Annotated in this window: 16 protein-coding genes; 11 read left to right on the plus strand and 5 right to left on the minus strand. The window is 43.5% G+C overall.

All coding sequences use genetic code 11. The annotated features are described in order from the left end of the window. Positions 1–14: 14 nt before the first annotated feature. Positions 15–1,376, minus strand: a complete 1,362-nt coding sequence (gene hisS / locus NZ848_RS18255; protein WP_259016733.1) for a histidine--tRNA ligase — start codon at positions 1,374–1,376, stop codon at positions 15–17. 211 nt (positions 1,377–1,587) lie between these two features. On the opposite strand from hisS, the gene NZ848_RS18260 reads away from it, so the two are divergent. After that, positions 1,588–1,731 (plus strand): hypothetical protein, encoded by a 144-nt coding sequence (locus tag NZ848_RS18260; protein ID WP_253526703.1) that lies wholly within the window; start codon positions 1,588–1,590, stop codon positions 1,729–1,731. Between the two features lie 55 nt (positions 1,732–1,786). Here the strand turns inward: NZ848_RS18260 and NZ848_RS18265 are convergent, their stop codons facing one another. Together NZ848_RS18265 and NZ848_RS18270 are read right to left on the minus strand one after the other, a co-directional pair. Beyond that, a complete protein-coding gene (locus NZ848_RS18265) occupies positions 1,787–2,629 on the minus strand; it encodes a hypothetical protein (RefSeq protein ID WP_259016734.1) in 843 nt (280 codons plus the stop codon). Positions 2,630–2,779: 150 nt separating this feature from the next. Continuing rightward, a complete protein-coding gene (locus tag NZ848_RS18270; RefSeq protein WP_259016735.1) occupies positions 2,780–3,133 on the minus strand; it encodes a hypothetical protein in 354 nt (117 codons plus the stop codon). 97 nt (positions 3,134–3,230) lie between these two features. Here NZ848_RS18270 and NZ848_RS18275 point away from each other — a divergent pair, with 97 nt between their 5' ends. From NZ848_RS18275 to NZ848_RS18300, 6 genes are all read left to right on the plus strand, one after another. Further along, positions 3,231–3,998: a class I SAM-dependent methyltransferase gene (locus NZ848_RS18275; RefSeq protein WP_259016736.1), complete on the plus strand. Its 768-nt coding sequence runs from the start codon at positions 3,231–3,233 to the stop codon at positions 3,996–3,998. Positions 3,999–4,206: 208 nt separating this feature from the next. Beyond that, the gene (locus NZ848_RS18280; RefSeq protein ID WP_259016737.1) at positions 4,207–4,959 is read left to right on the plus strand and encodes an SDR family NAD(P)-dependent oxidoreductase; all 753 of its coding nucleotides are present in this window, start codon (positions 4,207–4,209) and stop codon (positions 4,957–4,959) included. 25 nt (positions 4,960–4,984) lie between these two features. Continuing rightward, positions 4,985–5,746, plus strand: a complete 762-nt coding sequence (locus NZ848_RS18285; RefSeq protein WP_253526721.1) for a glucose 1-dehydrogenase — start codon at positions 4,985–4,987, stop codon at positions 5,744–5,746. Positions 5,747–5,780: 34 nt separating this feature from the next. Beyond that, complete coding sequence (locus tag NZ848_RS18290) at positions 5,781–6,605, plus strand: DUF5672 family protein (RefSeq protein ID WP_259016738.1); 825 nt, start codon at positions 5,781–5,783, stop codon at positions 6,603–6,605. Positions 6,606–6,620: 15 nt separating this feature from the next. Beyond that, on the plus strand, positions 6,621–7,787 hold the full coding sequence (locus tag NZ848_RS18295) for a glycosyltransferase family 9 protein (RefSeq protein ID WP_259016739.1): 1,167 nt from the start codon (positions 6,621–6,623) through the stop codon (positions 7,785–7,787). Between the two features lie 3 nt (positions 7,788–7,790). Continuing rightward, the gene (locus NZ848_RS18300) at positions 7,791–9,047 is read left to right on the plus strand and encodes a glycosyltransferase family 4 protein (RefSeq protein ID WP_259016740.1); all 1,257 of its coding nucleotides are present in this window, start codon (positions 7,791–7,793) and stop codon (positions 9,045–9,047) included. 102 nt (positions 9,048–9,149) lie between these two features. Here the strand turns inward: NZ848_RS18300 and NZ848_RS18305 are convergent, their stop codons facing one another. Then, the gene (locus tag NZ848_RS18305; RefSeq protein ID WP_259016741.1) at positions 9,150–9,560 is read right to left on the minus strand and encodes an OsmC family protein; all 411 of its coding nucleotides are present in this window, start codon (positions 9,558–9,560) and stop codon (positions 9,150–9,152) included. Between the two features lie 193 nt (positions 9,561–9,753). Here NZ848_RS18305 and NZ848_RS18310 point away from each other — a divergent pair, with 193 nt between their 5' ends. Further along, on the plus strand, positions 9,754–10,428 hold the full coding sequence (locus NZ848_RS18310) for a hypothetical protein (RefSeq protein ID WP_259016742.1): 675 nt from the start codon (positions 9,754–9,756) through the stop codon (positions 10,426–10,428). Here the strand turns inward: NZ848_RS18310 and NZ848_RS18315 are convergent. Then, on the minus strand, positions 10,407–10,781 hold the full coding sequence (locus NZ848_RS18315; protein ID WP_259016743.1) for a VOC family protein: 375 nt from the start codon (positions 10,779–10,781) through the stop codon (positions 10,407–10,409). The two genes, NZ848_RS18310 and NZ848_RS18315, sit on opposite strands and share 22 nt — an antisense overlap. A 285-nt stretch (positions 10,782–11,066) precedes the next feature. Between NZ848_RS18315 and nuoL the strand changes: the two genes are divergently transcribed. The 3 genes from nuoL to NZ848_RS18330 are packed head-to-tail and all read left to right on the plus strand — an operon-like array spanning position 11,067 to position 16,246. Then, positions 11,067–13,127, plus strand: coding sequence for an NADH-quinone oxidoreductase subunit L (nuoL, locus tag NZ848_RS18320; protein ID WP_259016744.1), 2,061 nt, complete (start codon positions 11,067–11,069; stop codon positions 13,125–13,127). Between the two features lie 33 nt (positions 13,128–13,160). Further along, positions 13,161–14,738 carry a complex I subunit 4 family protein gene (locus NZ848_RS18325; protein ID WP_253526771.1) on the plus strand — a complete coding sequence of 526 codons (1,578 nt, stop codon included), beginning with the start codon at positions 13,161–13,163 and terminating at the stop codon, positions 14,736–14,738. A 50-nt stretch (positions 14,739–14,788) separates the two neighbouring features. Further along, positions 14,789–16,246 (plus strand): NADH-quinone oxidoreductase subunit N, encoded by a 1,458-nt coding sequence (locus NZ848_RS18330; RefSeq protein ID WP_259016745.1) that lies wholly within the window; start codon positions 14,789–14,791, stop codon positions 16,244–16,246. The last annotated feature ends 2 nt before the right edge of the window (positions 16,247–16,248 follow it).

Below are 16,248 nucleotides of genomic sequence, written 5' to 3' on the forward strand. Positions count from 1 at the left end.
AAAGGTTGAGGTTGCTATTTCAAATTCTGTATAATGTTCTCTAAAGTTAATTTGGTTTGTTCGCCGCTTTGCATGTCTTTCAGGGTTAATTCTCCGCTGGCCATCTCTTCTGAACCCACCACGCACACATACGGAATCTGCTTCTTGTTGGCATATTCAAATTGTTTTTTCAGCTTGGCGTGGTCAGGGTATATTTCGGCATTAATGCCCGCGTCGCGCAGTTTTTTCAATAACGGTAATGAGTAGCTTTCAGCCTCAGCATCAAAGTTAGTGAGTAATATTTTAGTGGTTACACCTTGATTATCCGCGAAAAGGCCGAGTTCTTCCATTACGTCGAAAATACGGTCAACCCCCAACGAAATACCTACACCCGATAAGCCCGGCAAACCAAAAGTACCTGTCAGGTTGTCATAACGGCCACCGCCTGAGATACTCCCCATCTGCACGCCATTAGCTTTAACCTCAAAAATAGCGCCTGTATAATAACTTAATCCACGTGCCAGCGTAATATCCAGTTGTATTTTAGGATTCTGCAATCCGAACGATTCAACCAGATTCCATACTCTCTCCAGCTCTTCTATACCTTTCAAACCGGTTTCAGAATCTTTCAACCAGGTTTTCAGCCCACTTAAAACCTCCGCACTACTGCCTTGCAAGTTAAAAACAGGCTGCAGTTTTGCTATCACTTCATCAGAGAAACCTCTTTCTCGCAATTCATCCTCAACTTTTTCTTTTCCTATTTTGTCCAGTTTGTCAATGGCTACTGTCAAGGGTACTTCACTGCCTTTCATGCCAATGGTTTCGGCAATGCCAGATAATATCTTGCGGTTATTGATTTTAACCGTAAAGTCTGCAATGCCCAGGTTCTGGAAAATCTCATGCAGCATTAACACTATTTCGGCCTCACAAATAAGAGAATCCGTACCTACCACGTCGGCATCGCACTGATAAAACTCACGGTAACGCCCCCTTTGCGGTCGGTCGGCGCGCCATACCGGCTGAATCTGATACCTTTTAAAGGGTATGGCCAGTTCGTTGCGGTTCATTACCACATAACGGGCAAAAGGCACGGTAAGGTCATAACGCAAACCTTTCTCTGAAATTTTATGGGTTAGCTTTTTAAAGCCTTCGTCCAGGTCTTTCTGAGCCAGATCTTTCGAAAAATCGCCTGAGTTCAATACCTTAAACAAAAGCTGGTCGCCTTCATCACCGTATTTACCCATCAGCACCGACAGGTTTTCAAGGCTGGGGGTTTCCAGTGGCTGAAAGCCGAATTTCTGAAAAGTATGTTTAATTGTATCGAAAATATAATTCCGTTTTACCATCACCGATGGCCCAAAATCGCGCGTACCTCTTACTAAGCCGGGTTTACTCATGTTGTTGTATCAGATATATAAATGTCGGATGAAATTTTCCGGCTGCAAAATTAGCGTAAAAAACTTATTGTTAATTGTTAATTGTTCATTGATTTTCTTAACTTTGCACCCTGATTTCGAATCATAGTCTTTCCGGACGATTTTAAAATATAATCATTCAATACCTCTAAGCCCTTTTTTTAGGGTTCTGGAGCCCAAAATATCTAAAAAAATGGCAGTAACACAGTTAAAACGTAAAGCAAAAAGAAACCAGGCAATTGCAAAAAACAGAATTGCTGAAATCAAACGTTTGTCGTTGAAAGTTGATGTTCAACGTGTTGACGTTGAGGCTTTGAAAGCGGAATTCGCGAAATAATCAGAAAATATTTTGCCCATCATAAAAAAGAGACGCTTCCGGGCGTCTCTTTTTTTTATTCGGCTATTTCGTCAGCAAAAAACAAATGTTCGGGGATTCCCTTCAGCTCGCTGCGGTTCAGGTATAAAATCGGTTTCAACGGATTACAGAATACCCTGCCTGTATCACGCGCCAGCTTGTAGGCGGTAGTGCCTTCGTCCCAGGCAATTACGGTGCCGTCGCAGCCCAACTCATCGGCATACTTAAGAAAATTCAGCACGGTTTGTTCTTCTTCCAGAATAAAACTGAACGTGATGGTATCACTGAAAAAATCTTTAAAACCCTCAATAAGGGCGCGCTCCTCTTCCAGCTTTTGTTTGTCTTTGGCAAATACTACAAAACTCAGAAAAAGATTATAGTAAGCCACAAACTGCATAAATATATCAAAAACACCACTGTACGACTCCTCGATGGTTTCAACCAAAACACCCAGACTTCCCGGAAAAACCATCTCTGCCTGCGGTGGCACCGCAATTATCCGTACAGGTATGCTCATCACTATCTTTCTGGTTGTTTCGCCCATTTCCCAGTCTTCCGCCTTATTGCCGGTACCAATGGCCAAAGTGTTAAACTTCTCCTGCTCTTCCAGCCTGGTTAGTTCTTCAATAAAATTGCCTTTTACAACATGTATTTTTATAGTTGTTTGGGGTAGCTGCGGTATACGCTCCAGCACGGTAACTAACATTTCTTTCAGAAGCTCACCTGCCTCCTCTTTGGTGGTGTCGTCTTCCAGGCAATGAAAAATAGTGTGGTTACACAAAATATCTTTTGATATTATAAAAGCATAAGAAATAATTTTCAGCGCTTTGTCATTCAAATCAACAGGAATAATTGTCTTCTGTATTTCCGGTTCTCTCATAATATTGGTGTTAATTCCTGCTTTGACACAGAAGCATAAAGCTGAACTGCTTAAAGCACCTGCCTGATAACCAGGGCAGTATTTTTTTATAATTCTAAAGAAACACCAAAGTGGGCTGAGTTTTAACTGGCCCAATGGTTGCTTCTATGCTTAATCTGCTTTTGGCGGCTCCAGTCTGGTTATGGTAAGGGTTCTTTTCTGTTTCTTGTCGCGGTCTTTCAGAATATTCTTAATCAGCTTGCGGTTTTCGATTCGCATTCTGAAAATAACCGCCTGGCCGAACAAGGCCAGCCCAGAGTTAACCATAATCAGACTATAGGTACCCAACAAAAACCACCGCAGAAAAGGGGCATTGGTATGCTTCAGATGCCCTGCTTCGCTAAAAACCGACAAGCCATAGCCCACCAGCATCATGCCAACCGAGGCCGACAAGAACCACTTCACGCGCAGCGGCATATTTTTAATCATCCTTTTTCCGGGAGGTTTTCGTTTTTTTATTTCCATAAATTTATCGAATCTTTAAATATTGGTGTAAAAACAAAGACAAAAATAACTATTTTTGGGCTTAAATTACAACGATATACTGTCATAACTTTAGCGCATGGGCAAAATTATTAGTTTCTTATTACGTTTCATTCCAAGAAAATACCTCCAGTTATTCAGCCATATACCCCTCAAAGTTTACACCATTATTTTGAAAGGAAACACCGTAGAGTGCCCGGTTTGTGATGTAAAACTGAATAAATTTTTACCCTACGGCCGTATGGCAACCCGCAAAAATGCGCTTTGCCCCAACTGCCTGGCCCTTGAAAGACACCGCCTGATGGCCTTATACATGAAAGAAAAAACCAATTTCTTTCGTGCCGGGCATCTGAAAGTGTTGCACGTAGCACCTGAATATTGTTTCATTGACCGTTTTGAGGCCATGAAAAATCTGGACTACATAACGGCTGATATAGAGTCACCGCTGGCAAAGGTAAAAATGGATATTCATGAGATTCCGTTTGAGGCCAATACATTTGATGTGGTAATTTGCAACCACGTAATGGAACACGTAGAAGACTACCACAAGGCCATGTCTGAGTTGTATCGTGTGTTGAAACCCGGAGGATGGGGCATTATACAATCACCGCAGGACTGGACCAAAGAACATACGTTTGAAGACCCAACCATTACCGACCCTCGCGAACGTGAACGGGTTTTCTGGCAGAACGACCACCTCCGCCTTTTTGGCCGTGATTATGGCCGTGAGCTGGAAAAAGCAGGCTTTAAAGTAACTGAGGATGACTTTGTATTGAAAATGCCAAAAGACCTGGTAGAAAGATACGCCCTGCCAGCAGGAGAAATTATTTATTTTTGTGAGAAATGAGGTTGTCTTGAACTGTGCCGCGACGGCAGACCGTTTTAACTGATTTAAGGATTTTACTGATTTTTCGGCGAATAAATTCGCCGACTATCAAAACAAAGGATTATTTTTTCATTAGACCCTGAATTTATTCAGGGAAAACAGGTAAAACGGTACGACGTATCGGCACAGTTCAGACAAAAATCATCAATTCACTAAACACCCGACACCTATGAAATTCAAAGACAAAGTAGTTATTATTACCGGCGGTAACTCGGGCATCGGCAAAGCAGCGGCTATATTATTTGCCAGAGAAGGCGCAAGAGTAATGGTAGCCGATTTGTCTGATACCATAGATGGCGAGTTGGCGAATGCCATTGTAGATACAGGCAGCGAGGCCGGCTACATAAAAGTAGATGTTACCCGCGCTGCCGATATTGAGCAGATGTTTGAACAGACCATTGCACTTTGGGGCAGGTTTGATGTATTGGTCAATTCAGCCGGTGTACTTGGCCCACGTGTACGTACTGACAAGTATCCGGAAGCCGATTTCGACAAAATCATTGATATTAACGTAAAAGGTCTCTGGCAATGTATGAAAACCGCGTTGCATTATTTTGCAGAACAACGCAGCGGTAATATTGTTAATATAGCCTCGGTTGCGGGGCATCTGGGTATGGTAGGCCATATTGCCTATTCGGCCAGTAAGCACGCAGTTGTAGGCATGACCAAAACCGCAGCCACCGAATTTGCCAAATATGGCATCAGAATCAATGCCGTATGCCCGGGCTTTACACAAACGCCCATGCTGGAAGGCACAGATACCGATACCGCGTATCTGGAAGCCCTGCAACATGCCACACCCATGAAACGCTTTGGCAAACCGGAAGAAATTGCCAGCGCCATTTTGTATCTGGCAGCCGACGAATCATCGTTTATTACTGGCCAGAGCCTGATAGCTGATGGCGGATTGATTTTACAGTAAGATAATTTTCTACCCTATACGATTGATGAAAAACGTTTTTGATTTAACTGGTAAAGTGGCTGTTATTACCGGTGCCAGCAAAGGCATTGGCGAAGCCATAGCCCGTATTTTTGCCGAATACGGAGCCAAAGTTATAATAAGCAGCAGAAAACAGGCCGATTTGGATGAACTGGCTAACGAAATAAAACAAGCCGGAGGCGAATGCACCGGTATAGCCGCCCATGCCGGTGAAATGGCTCAACTGCAATTGCTGGTTGATAAAACCATTGAAATATACGGAGGAATTGACATTCTGGTAAACAATGCAGCCACCAACCCTGTTTACGGGCCGTCGCTGGATTGTTCTGAAAGCGCTTTCGACAAAATTATGCAGGTGAACGTGAAAGCCCCGTTTGAGCTTTCTAAAATGGTTCATGGTATCATGAAAGCTCGCGGGGGTGGCAGTATCATTAACATCAGCAGCATTGCCGGGCACACGCCCGACCCCGGCCTTGGGATATACAGCGTAAGCAAGGCATCGTTAAATATGCTTACCAAAGTGCTTGCCAAGGAATGGGGCCAGGATGGCATACGGGTAAACGCCATTTGCCCGGGGCTTATTAAAACAAAATTCAGTCAGGCATTGTGGGACAACGAGAAGACACTGGCGCACTTTACTAAACGCCTGCCCATAGCGCGTATGGGCTCAGTAGAAGAGATATCGCCTATGGCCTTGTATCTGGCATCAGCGGCTTCCGGCTATACTACCGGCGGGTTGTTTTCTATTGATGGCGGCACGATTATCTGACAAAACCTATTTTTCTTGATAAAAGCCTTACAGTTTGAAAAATACCAGCGTTTGCGTACTTATTCCGGTCTATCAGCAGCAACTGACTGCCTTTGAAGCCATCTCGCTTGAGCAGGGTGTCAGGGTTCTGGGCAACTATCCTATTATTCTGGTTAAACCTTCTTCGCTTAATGTCGGTTATCTGCTGGAAAAGTACCCACAATTGCAGACCCAAAATTTTGACGATGGTTATTTTAAAAGCACGCTAACTTACAACCGGCTTTTGTTATCAGAAGAATTTTATGCACGTTTTACGGCCTACGAATATATGCTGATTTACCAGCTGGATGCCTTTGTTTTCAGAGATGAACTGGCTTACTGGTGCAATCAGGGCTACGACTACATTGGGGCTCCCTGGCGTATTGAAATTGAGTTTGACAACCAATGGAAAGAATGGGTCTGGCAGTTTAAAAAACAGCTGGCCATCTGGTTCAATCTGAAAGAAGACCTGCATGGCAAATATGGCCCCAAAGAAATAATCATGAAACGAAGTGTAGGCAATGGCGGGTTCTCTTTAAGAAAAACCCAAAAGCTACTAAGCCTGATACCCCGCAACCACAAAAAAATAGAGGAGTATCTGGCAATGGCAGCCACCCACCCTGCTTACAATGAAGATATGTTCTGGTGTATTGAGCTGAACCGCTATTTAAAACAGGTGCGGACTCCGGGCTGGAGGCAGGCATTGAAATTTGCTGTTGAACACATGCCCCAAAAAGCCTACGAACTCAACAAAGGCTTACCTTTTGGCTGCCATGCCTGGGATATTTACGAAACAGAATTCTGGAAGGTGCATATTGGCGAGCAGGGCTATAAACTATAAGAAAAGATTTTACCTATGAGGAAATACTGTGGTACCCCGCGTGAAACCATTCCGCTAAAAGTGATGGATTTCTTCGTGGATATATATGCCAGCCTGTTTTTTAAAAAACGCCCCCGTAACTACTCTGTTACGTCGCCCAAACGAGTGCTGATAGCCTCTCTTGGGCATTTGGGCGATGCCCTTACGGTTACGTATCTGTTTCCGATAATAAAGAAAAAGTATCCGGATATCATTATAGATTTGCTTGCGCCAAGCTGGTGTGCGCCCGTTAATGAGCATAATCCTTACATAGACCGCACCATTTATATAGACCACTACCAGACCAACCGCAGGAAGATAAATGGCAGAGAAAAGCTTGCACAATTTTACAGTACCTTCCGTGCTGCTATACCATTGCTACAACAGCATTCTTATGATTACTATATAGATGTCAGATACAGCGATGCCGTAGCACATTTTGTATTGCCGTTTATAAAAACAGGACGTGCCATGGGTTTTGCCCGGCGCGGACTGGGAGGCCTGCTGGATATTGAATTTGATGTACCCGACGGTGAGTTTCATCATTTCGATATGTATTTTATGCTTCTGCGCGAAATGGGTATTACCGGCACGCTGGCAGATGTGGAACCTTATTTCCCGATTGCCCCCGGCGTAACCACCGGGCGCATAGCAGAAAAAACAACCCTGCCCACGGCGCCATATCTTATGGTTTTTCCGGAGTCTGGTGGAGAACAGAAACAGTTATCGGCTGCCTTTTGGGCGGCGGTGCTGAACGACCTGCTCGCTAAAACCGGATATAACGTATTGCTTTGCGGGCAAACAACGCTTTCGCAACAGATACTGGTTCAGGTTGAGGCACCGTTAAGAAACAGAATTACTGATACATCGGGCAAAATAAATATTCATGAGCTAGCTCTTTTATCGCAACAGGCCACTTATGCACTTACGCTTGATTCGTTCCCCGAGCATTTATGCAGCATCTTTTGCAAAACCATTACCGTCTACAAAAGTGTAGGCTATCCGTTTTTTCCGCTGGCAAATCTGCCGGTTTACCTTATTCATAATCATAAGGCAAGCATTGGCTTACCCTTTGAGCGTAATAATGTTGAAACCGTTTATGTAGCACACCCTGAAAGTGCCGAAGTAAAAGAGCTGATTGTTAATAGAATAATTAATCATTAAAAAATGAGCAGAGTAGTTTTAGATGGCGCCGTTTTAGGTCTGGGTTTTTTTAATGAACAATCGCGAACGGGTATTTACCGTGTGGCAGAAAATCTGATTTACGGTCTGCATCGCAGCCCCGACATTGAACTTGCCATTACAGGCACCCAACATTTACCCGAAATTCTGGGGTTTCTAGAAAAAAACTACCCAAATGCAGGCTATCCGGTTCTGAATACACCCAAAGACCTGAGATATGCCCACTTTGAAAACAGCCTGGTTTCGGCCTTTGCTTACAAGTCATTGCCTCAAAAACTGATAAGAGAAGTATTTACCAGGCTTAGGGCACGCCTGAAACCCGGGTATAATCCGGTTATCAGCGCTTTAGAGCAATATGACGTTTATCATTCGCCTTTTTTACCAACCCCGGCGGGTCTGGAAGCCTTAACCAAACCTGCCAGAGTTATTACGGTTCATGATATAATCCCTTATCTGTTTCCTCAATATTTTGGCGAATGGAACGTGAGCATAACCAAACAGATTTTAGATTGTATCAAAAAGGGTACTTATCCGGTTTGTATTTCAGAATCAACCAAAAACGACCTCTGTGAAGCAACGGGGGTATCGCCTGACAGAGTATTTGTAGTACCGCTGGCTGCATCGGCAGAGAAATTTTATCAGGTAAGAGATAACGAAGAAATTGAGAACGTTCTTAAAAAATATGGCATCAGTGTGCATAAGCGATACTTGTTGTCGCTATCTACTTTAGAACCACGAAAAAACATTGAGCGAACCATCAGAAGCTTTATTAAGCTGGTTGAGCAAGAAAAAATTGAAGACCTGAACCTGGTTTTGGTTGGCACCAAAGGCTGGGACTTTGAAGCAATTTTTGATGAGATAAAGGCTAATCCTTCCTTAAGAGACAAAATAATTATTACAGGTTATGTAGAAGACAAAGACCTGGCAGCCATTTATTCAGCTGCATTGGGTTTTGTGTATCCCTCTTTGTATGAAGGGTTTGGCTTGCCACCACTTGAAGCCATGCAATGCGGCACACCAGTTATTTCATCAACCAAAAGCTCGTTGCCCGAGGTAGTTGAAGACGCCGGCATACTGGTTGACCCCACCGATGAAGAAGCCATAGCCGGTGCCATGCTACAATTATATACCGACAAAAACCTGCATCTGGCACTTAGTAAAAAATCTCTGGCGCAGGCTCAGAAGTTCTCGTGGGATAAATTCACCGAACAACACCTGCATATTTACCGCCAGATATGCTGACAGGCAAACTGAATAACAACCACCAAAAAAAGCTATCACCTTTGCAGCAGGTGCTTGGCCTGCGACGCAGTAATAGCTTTCTAAAATTGCATTTATGAGGCATTAAGCCAATGTAGCATCTACCGATATTTTAGTGTTCAATAGCTTTGATATCGGGCAGTTAGCCTCTGCATCTGCTACCAGCTCATCAAACTTTTCTTTTGTAATTTCAGGTACGCTGGCGTTCAGTATCAAATGAGAAAGGGTAATTTCGCCGTTTTCAAAAGTAATCTCACATTTGGTCTCTAGTTTTTCAGGCATAAAACCAGCACCCGAAAGGTTGAAACTTAGTTTCATGGTAAAACATCCGGCATGAGCGGCCGCAATCAGTTCTTCAGGATTTGTACCTACTCCTTCTGCAAAACGAGAATTAAATGAATACTGTGTTTCGTTCAGTACTGTGCTTTGTGTTGTCAGGTGGCCATTGCCTTCTTTACCTGTTCCTTGCCAAACGGCAGTTGCATTTCTTTTCATTTCTCTTTTTTATTTTAGATGTAGTTAAAATTGCCTTGCAAAATTACAAGGCACAATTGTATGATGATATTAAAAAATTAATACCTTTATTGAAAGCGTTATTAGCCATGAAGCAATGAGAGACAGTGCTAAATTTTCAAAATCAAGAAAATTCAGTACTTTTGTCATACAATTGCTATTTTAAACTTCAAAAATGCCTTTAAGGTTAAAACTATTTTACCTGCTCAGTTGTTTGATCGACACTGGTGCATATACCCTCAATCCGGGTTCTCCAAACTATTTCTGCGTCTTACCAGTACTTTGCCTTCTGGCGTTTTATTACTCGGCAAGAAGGAAAGATTTGAAACTGAAAGACTATACCTATGGTCTGGGTTTGCTTTTTGCGGCCATAGCAGATATATTCTTTGAATTTGAGAACGAGTACATCAAGTCAACTGCTTTGCTGTTTTATTCACTCTCTTACTCATTTTACATTTCTACCGTAAGGCATGAAGCAGTTTTTGGTACAACCTGGAAAGACCTGCAAAAAATTGCCCTGAGTATTGCACTTATCAGCGCACCAGTTCTAATTGTATCGCCGGTGCTTGGCTCAGCCTTTTTCTTTTCTTCAATATTGTACATGACATTTTTAGCCTTGCTTATTATTACAGCACTAATGCGCAAAGCCAGCAACAGCAGCTATTACTGGTTTCTGGCAGGCTCAATATTTTTTTCAATCCTGACTATGTCTGAGATATATTTTTTATATGTTTCACCAACAGGCCTGCACGTCTACTTTCAGATACTATTTTACGTAATGGCACAGTTTTCGATTTTTCAGGGTGTAACCAAAACCTTCAGAAATTTTTACGAACCCGAGCTGAAATGAGGGTTAAAAATAACACCCACCACATTGCCCCAGGGGTCTTTTGCAGCGGCAACTTTTATGCCGTCACCAACGTCGGTGGGGTCTTCGTATAGCGTAGCGCCATTGGCCAGCAGGGTAGCCAGCACGGCCTCAACATCTGCTACACCCCAATAGGTTACTACGCCATCGGTTTTGCCATCGTTTTTTTCGTCTGGCACAAGGCCAAGTTCAAACCCACCAATATTATAACCTACATAAAAAGGCTGGTCGAAATAAGGCTCTGTTTCAAATACACGGCTATACCAGGCTTTTGCCTCATCTAAATTGCCTACTTTATAAGTGGCGGTGCGTAAACCCAAAAACGGTGAACTCATAGTTTTTAATAATAATAAAGGTGATTAATGTGCGGCAAATCCATCGGCTTGGTTGGCCATAAAAACGTCGAAAGATAAGCGAATAAAAACGAATTATCATCAGCAGCGGTCAACACTTTTATGAGCCTAAAAAAAACCTAATGCTTCCGGCTGGCAACACCCTTCCATGTGGCTTCAGGCCTTAAGTGCGCGCAGATGCTGTGTATAAATTAAAGACAAAAATGTGCATCATCTTTGCTTTATAACTCATTAGGTAAGATATTTGCAAAAAAGCGTTTAATCTGAATGTCTGCCGAGCAAGTAATATTAATCAACCTTTTGTTATACTTTATTGGGTTTTCGTTGCTGCTGTTTAAACGAAACACCTTAAGTGAACAATCGGTGGGTCTTCTTTCCATTTCGCTCAATGTGGTGGGGGTGCTTTTTTCTATGGGTATCAGCATCAATAATGGCTCCGGGTATGTAATCCACCTCGACTGGTTCCATTTTGGCTCAACCACATTTGCAATTGATATTCTGCTGAACGAACTCACCTTTATGATGTTTTTTCTGGTTCAGTTTATTGCTTTATGGGTACAGGTGTTTTCTATGCGCTATATGTCTGGCGACACCGACTTTGGCCGCTACTACGCCTATATTAATTTATTTGTGCTGGCTATGCTGGGCATTGTCATTTCAGGCAATCTGCTCATGATTTATATTTTCTGGGAACTCGTCGGGCTTTGTTCATATCTGCTCATCGGTTTCTGGTATGAAAAACAATCGGCCACTAATGCGGCCAAAAAGGCGTTTCTGGTCAATCGTGTTGGTGATGTGGGCTTTCTGATAGGTATTTTTCTGGTTTACCGCTATTTTGGCACATTTGATATTTCGCTGATAGCAGAAAAAGCCAAACTGTTGTCGGCCGAAGCTTTTGGCAGCCCGGTTATTACCACAATGGGTTTGCTTATTTTTTGCGGTTGCGTGGCCAAGTCGGCGCAGTTACCCTTACAGGCCTGGTTGCCTGACGCCATGGAAGGCCCCACGCCGGTTTCGGCGCTTATACATGCAGCTACTATGGTTGCCGCTGGTATTTTTCTGATGGCAAGGGTGTATCCGCTTCTTAACCCGGACGCACTACTTGTAATGGCGTTGGTTGGTATATTTACAGCCTTGCTCGGAGCCTTATCGGCGCTTAACCAATATGATATTAAAAAATTACTGGCCTACTCTACCATCTCTCAGCTTGGGCTTATGGTAGTAGCTTTAGGCACGGGCGCTGTTAATGCCGCATTGTTTCATTTACTTACTCACGCTTTTTTTAAGGCAGGCCTGTTTTTGTCGGCTGGGGCTGTTATTCACTATACACATCATCAACAGGATATGCGCCAGATGGGCAACCTGCGCGGGCAGATGCCGGTTATATTTTACTGCTACACTATATGTGCCGCAGCTCTGGCGGGTATTCCGTTTTTTTCTGGCTTTTTGTCTAAAGATGCCATTATTGTAGCAGCTTTCGACTGGGCCAGTCATCAGTCGTCTACGGCCGCCTATATCCTTCCTGTATGCACACTTGTGGTTTCAGGGCTGAGCGCTTTTTATATGATGCGCCAGGTGTATCTGGTTTTTCTGGATTATGAAGATAACCCCGTTGAATTGATATCTTCCGGAGCCATTAGTTTATATAAGAGGCTCACGCGCCGCATTGAAGGAATAGTAAACGTGGATGATAACCCGGACGAAGACGATAAACTGATTATTGAACACTTTTATGAAACCATGCAGGAAATGGGCCCCATGGAATGGTCGGTGCTGGTAATGGCTGTGGCTTCAATAGGCTTTGTTTTTTCAGTAAACCCATTTTATGCCGAAAGCAGCTGGTTCTTTGAGTCGTTCCCTCATCATTCCGGTGGTTTCCATTGGATGGCCCTCATTGCCATGCTGGTTTCAGCTGCCGGGCTATGGCTCGGTTACAGATACACCAGAGAAGAAAGAGCCGCCATTGATCAATTTAAAACCCAGCCTGATGGAATGTTTAACAGGCTTATATTTCATAATTTTTACCTGAGCGAAATCTACCAGATAGTTTTTGTGAATCCGGTTTTGAGTATCAGCCCTTATATTCAGAAGTTTGACGTAGTGGTCATTGACGGAATCGTTAATCTGTCTGCCAGACTAATGTTGCTGATTTCAGAATTAGTGAGCTGGATAGAACAGAACATCATTGATGGCTTTGTTAACTTTGTAGCTAATTCGACGGTAAAAATGGGTAGTTATACCCGTCAGATTCAGAACGGAAAAGCCCAGACATACATGATCACCATTTTTGTTTGTCTGGTTTTATTAATAGTTTATTTAATAGTATAACCTTATTAAAATTCTCGGACCGGGAAAAACGGCATGAATAATATTCTACTTTCAACACTTATTTTTCTTCCGATAATAGCGGCGGTGCTGGTGTTGTTATTGCCCGATACCTACAAAGATTCTTTCAAGTGGATATCGGTGCTGGTAAGTTTTATTAACCTACTCAATATCATTACCCTCTACAGCACTTATGATACGCAGTTGACGGGCTTTCAGTTTCTGGAGCATTATGAGTGGATACGCCTGGGGCTGGGTAATCTGGGCAGCTTGTCTATTGACTACATACTGGGCGTAGATGGTATCAATCTGCCTATGGTGCTGCTGTCAGGTATTGTGTTTGTGGTAGGCGCGGTGGCGTCATTCAACATTTCCCACCGGCAAAAAGCCTATCATTCATTGTATCTGTTGCTATCAGGAACGGTTCTGGGTTGCTTTGTTGCACTAGACTTCTTTCTGTTCTTTATTTTCTTTGAGTTTATGCTGCTGCCCATGTATTTTCTGATTGGAATATGGGGTGGCGAACGAAGAGAGTATGCCGCCATCAAGTTTTTCATTTACACCTTCGTTGGGTCTGTTTTTATACTGATAGTAATGATTGGCCTGGGGATGTCGGTACAGGATACCCTCCTGACACAGGAACTGAACACCACTGTACATACTTTTGATTTCCGGCTGCTGAACGACACCCGCAATTTTATTCCTTTTTCGTTATTGTCGCCAGACAGCCCCCATCAGATATTCGGGATGGCTCCGCGAGCCTTTGCTTTTATATTACTGCTGATTGGCTTTGGCATTAAACTTCCGGCTGTGCCTTTACACACCTGGCTGCCCGATGCCCACGTGGAAGCGCCAACGCCGGTTTCGGTTATTCTGGCTGGTGTATTGCTGAAAATAGGCGCCTACGGGTTTATTCGTATTGCCTATGGGTTTTTCCCTGATGCCGCCCAGCAATTTGCAATGGTGGTGGCCGGGGCAGGCGTTTTATCTATTATTTACGGAGCCTTTAATGCACTGGCACAAAAAGACCTTAAAAAGATGATTGCCTACTCGTCGGTATCGCACATGGGATTTGTGTTGCTGGGTATTGCGTCTCTTACTGCCGAAGGCATAAACGGCGCCATATACCAGATGTTTGGCCACGGTATTTTGTCTGCCATGCTCTTCCTGATTGCCGGCGTAATATACGACCGCACCCATAACCGCATTATTGATAATTTCAGAGGTTTGTCTACCCGTATGCCATTGTTTACACTGGCTGTAACCATTGGTTTTTTTGGTGGCCTGGGCCTGCCAGCCTTACCGGGTTTTATCGGAGAGTTTTTTACGCTGATGGGTGGTTTTAAATCGCAGCTATTGCCCGACTGGATTCCGATGCTGGCCACTTTAGGCCTTGTGCTTTCGGCAGCCTATTTTTTATGGACATTGCAGAAAATGTTTTTCGGAAAATTCTGGGTTAACCGTAATCAGGAATCCCACATGAAAGACCTGGACATCCGCGAGATGGTAATGCTTTATGGCCTGGCTGCCCTGGCTTTTGCTTTTGGCGTTTTCCCTAATCTGATTTTTGACGTAAGCAGCGAGAGCGTAAGAATTTTTATAACCAAATTTTAGAAGAATCTACCCACAGCCAGGCACCCAACAGCCGGTTTATAACACAGGTAATGCTAGAGAAAATTTCACATATATTATCAAGCAGCAGACTGATACTACCCGAGCTGATTTTTGCCGGGATTTTTCTTGTAGTAGTAGGTATTGTAGCTTTTTCGAAGCAGTATCGGCCGTTATTATACAACATACTAACGCTGGCGGTGCTGGTAACCATTGGTTTTATATTTTTTGCTTCTTATCATTTTCTTGAAAACAATTTTAACTCAGGGGTATCATTATTTCATGGACTGATATTTCTCGACAGCCTCAGCATATTTTTTAAAGTTACCATTGCACTTGCCGCAGCGGCGGTTATTCTGCATCTCTGGATTGTAGGGTACCAGGTAGTTGGTGAGTTTTATGTTTTGTTTCTGGCGCTTATTCTGGGGCTTTTTATTATGAGCATGACGTCTCACCTGCTTACACTTTATGTGGCAATTGAGACCGTTTCTATTTGTTCATACTTACTGGTAGTAATTAACAAGGCCAAACCCAACGCCGAGGCAGGCATTAAGTACCTGCTAACCGGAGCAACCAGCTCAGCGGTCATGCTGTATGGTGTGTCTATACTTTATGGAATGACAGGCACACTCAACTTTGGCAGCCATGAGTTTATGACCTTTCTGGGGCAGAACCCACCATGGGTAGCCAATCTGGCAGTTTTTATGACCATCGGCGGTTTGCTTTTCAAACTCTCGGCAGTGCCTTTTCATAGCTGGACACCCGACGTATATGAGGCCTCTCCTACCCCTATTGTGGCGTTTTTATCTATTGCCCCCAAGCTGGGTGTAGTAGTTGTATTGATTCGGTTTCTGAACGGCCTGAGTATAGATTTCAGAATGACACTGGCCATTATAATTACCGGCTCTTTGCTGATTGGCAATTTGTCGGCACTGTGGCAGAACAATACCAAACGTATGCTGGGGTACTCAACCATTGCCCATGCAGGGTTTATGCTGGTGGGCTTGCTGGCGCTTAATCAGTTTGGTGTTCAATCGGCCACTTTTTATGTAGCTACCTATCTGTTTATAACACTAGCCGCGTTTTTACTGGTAGATTTGCTGGCATTGAAAACCGAAAGCTATGAACTGGAAAGCCTGAAAGGTTTGGGACAGGAGAACGTCTTTCTGGGGCTGGCAGCAGTAATTATAATGATAGCCCTGGTGGGGTTTCCGCCTACTGTGGGTTTTACCGGCAAGCTGTTGATTTTTACGGCTCTCTGGAATGCCTATAACGACACCGGCAATAATGTGGTGCTGGTGGTGCTTATCATCAGCCTGCTCAATACTGCTATATCGGTTTTTTATTATCTTAGGATTCCCTACTTCATGATTTTTAAAGACCCTAAAGGCGGAGCCAAAAGAATTGCGCTGGATTTAGAAAAACGTGTGCTGCTGTTTATTTATATATTTCTGCTGGTGTATCTGTTCCTGAATCCGGGACCGATTATGAAAATCATAGAAAGCCTGTAAGC

This window comes from Emticicia fluvialis (assembly GCF_024793945.1).
GTDB lineage: Bacteria > Bacteroidota > Bacteroidia > Cytophagales > Spirosomataceae > Emticicia > Emticicia fluvialis.

What these genes read in the sequence shown, in the direction of transcription:
- hisS (WP_259016733.1), bottom strand. Translation starts at nt 1,376, where the DNA reads ATGAGTAAACCCGGCTTAGTAAGAGGTACGCGCGATTTTGGGCCATCG.
- NZ848_RS18260 (WP_253526703.1), top strand. Translation starts at nt 1,588, where the DNA reads ATGGCAGTAACACAGTTAAAACGTAAAGCAAAAAGAAACCAGGCAATT.
- NZ848_RS18265 (WP_259016734.1), bottom strand. Translation starts at nt 2,629, where the DNA reads ATGAGAGAACCGGAAATACAGAAGACAATTATTCCTGTTGATTTGAAT.
- NZ848_RS18270 (WP_259016735.1), bottom strand. Translation starts at nt 3,133, where the DNA reads ATGGAAATAAAAAAACGAAAACCTCCCGGAAAAAGGATGATTAAAAAT.
- NZ848_RS18275 (WP_259016736.1), top strand. Translation starts at nt 3,231, where the DNA reads ATGGGCAAAATTATTAGTTTCTTATTACGTTTCATTCCAAGAAAATAC.
- NZ848_RS18280 (WP_259016737.1), top strand. Translation starts at nt 4,207, where the DNA reads ATGAAATTCAAAGACAAAGTAGTTATTATTACCGGCGGTAACTCGGGC.
- NZ848_RS18285 (WP_253526721.1), top strand. Translation starts at nt 4,985, where the DNA reads ATGAAAAACGTTTTTGATTTAACTGGTAAAGTGGCTGTTATTACCGGT.
- NZ848_RS18295 (WP_259016739.1), top strand. Translation starts at nt 6,621, where the DNA reads ATGAGGAAATACTGTGGTACCCCGCGTGAAACCATTCCGCTAAAAGTG.
- NZ848_RS18300 (WP_259016740.1), top strand. Translation starts at nt 7,791, where the DNA reads ATGAGCAGAGTAGTTTTAGATGGCGCCGTTTTAGGTCTGGGTTTTTTT.
- NZ848_RS18305 (WP_259016741.1), bottom strand. Translation starts at nt 9,560, where the DNA reads ATGAAAAGAAATGCAACTGCCGTTTGGCAAGGAACAGGTAAAGAAGGC.
- NZ848_RS18310 (WP_259016742.1), top strand. Translation starts at nt 9,754, where the DNA reads ATGCCTTTAAGGTTAAAACTATTTTACCTGCTCAGTTGTTTGATCGAC.
- NZ848_RS18315 (WP_259016743.1), bottom strand. Translation starts at nt 10,781, where the DNA reads ATGAGTTCACCGTTTTTGGGTTTACGCACCGCCACTTATAAAGTAGGC.
- nuoL (WP_259016744.1), top strand. Translation starts at nt 11,067, where the DNA reads ATGTCTGCCGAGCAAGTAATATTAATCAACCTTTTGTTATACTTTATT.
- NZ848_RS18325 (WP_253526771.1), top strand. Translation starts at nt 13,161, where the DNA reads ATGAATAATATTCTACTTTCAACACTTATTTTTCTTCCGATAATAGCG.
- NZ848_RS18330 (WP_259016745.1), top strand. Translation starts at nt 14,789, where the DNA reads ATGCTAGAGAAAATTTCACATATATTATCAAGCAGCAGACTGATACTA.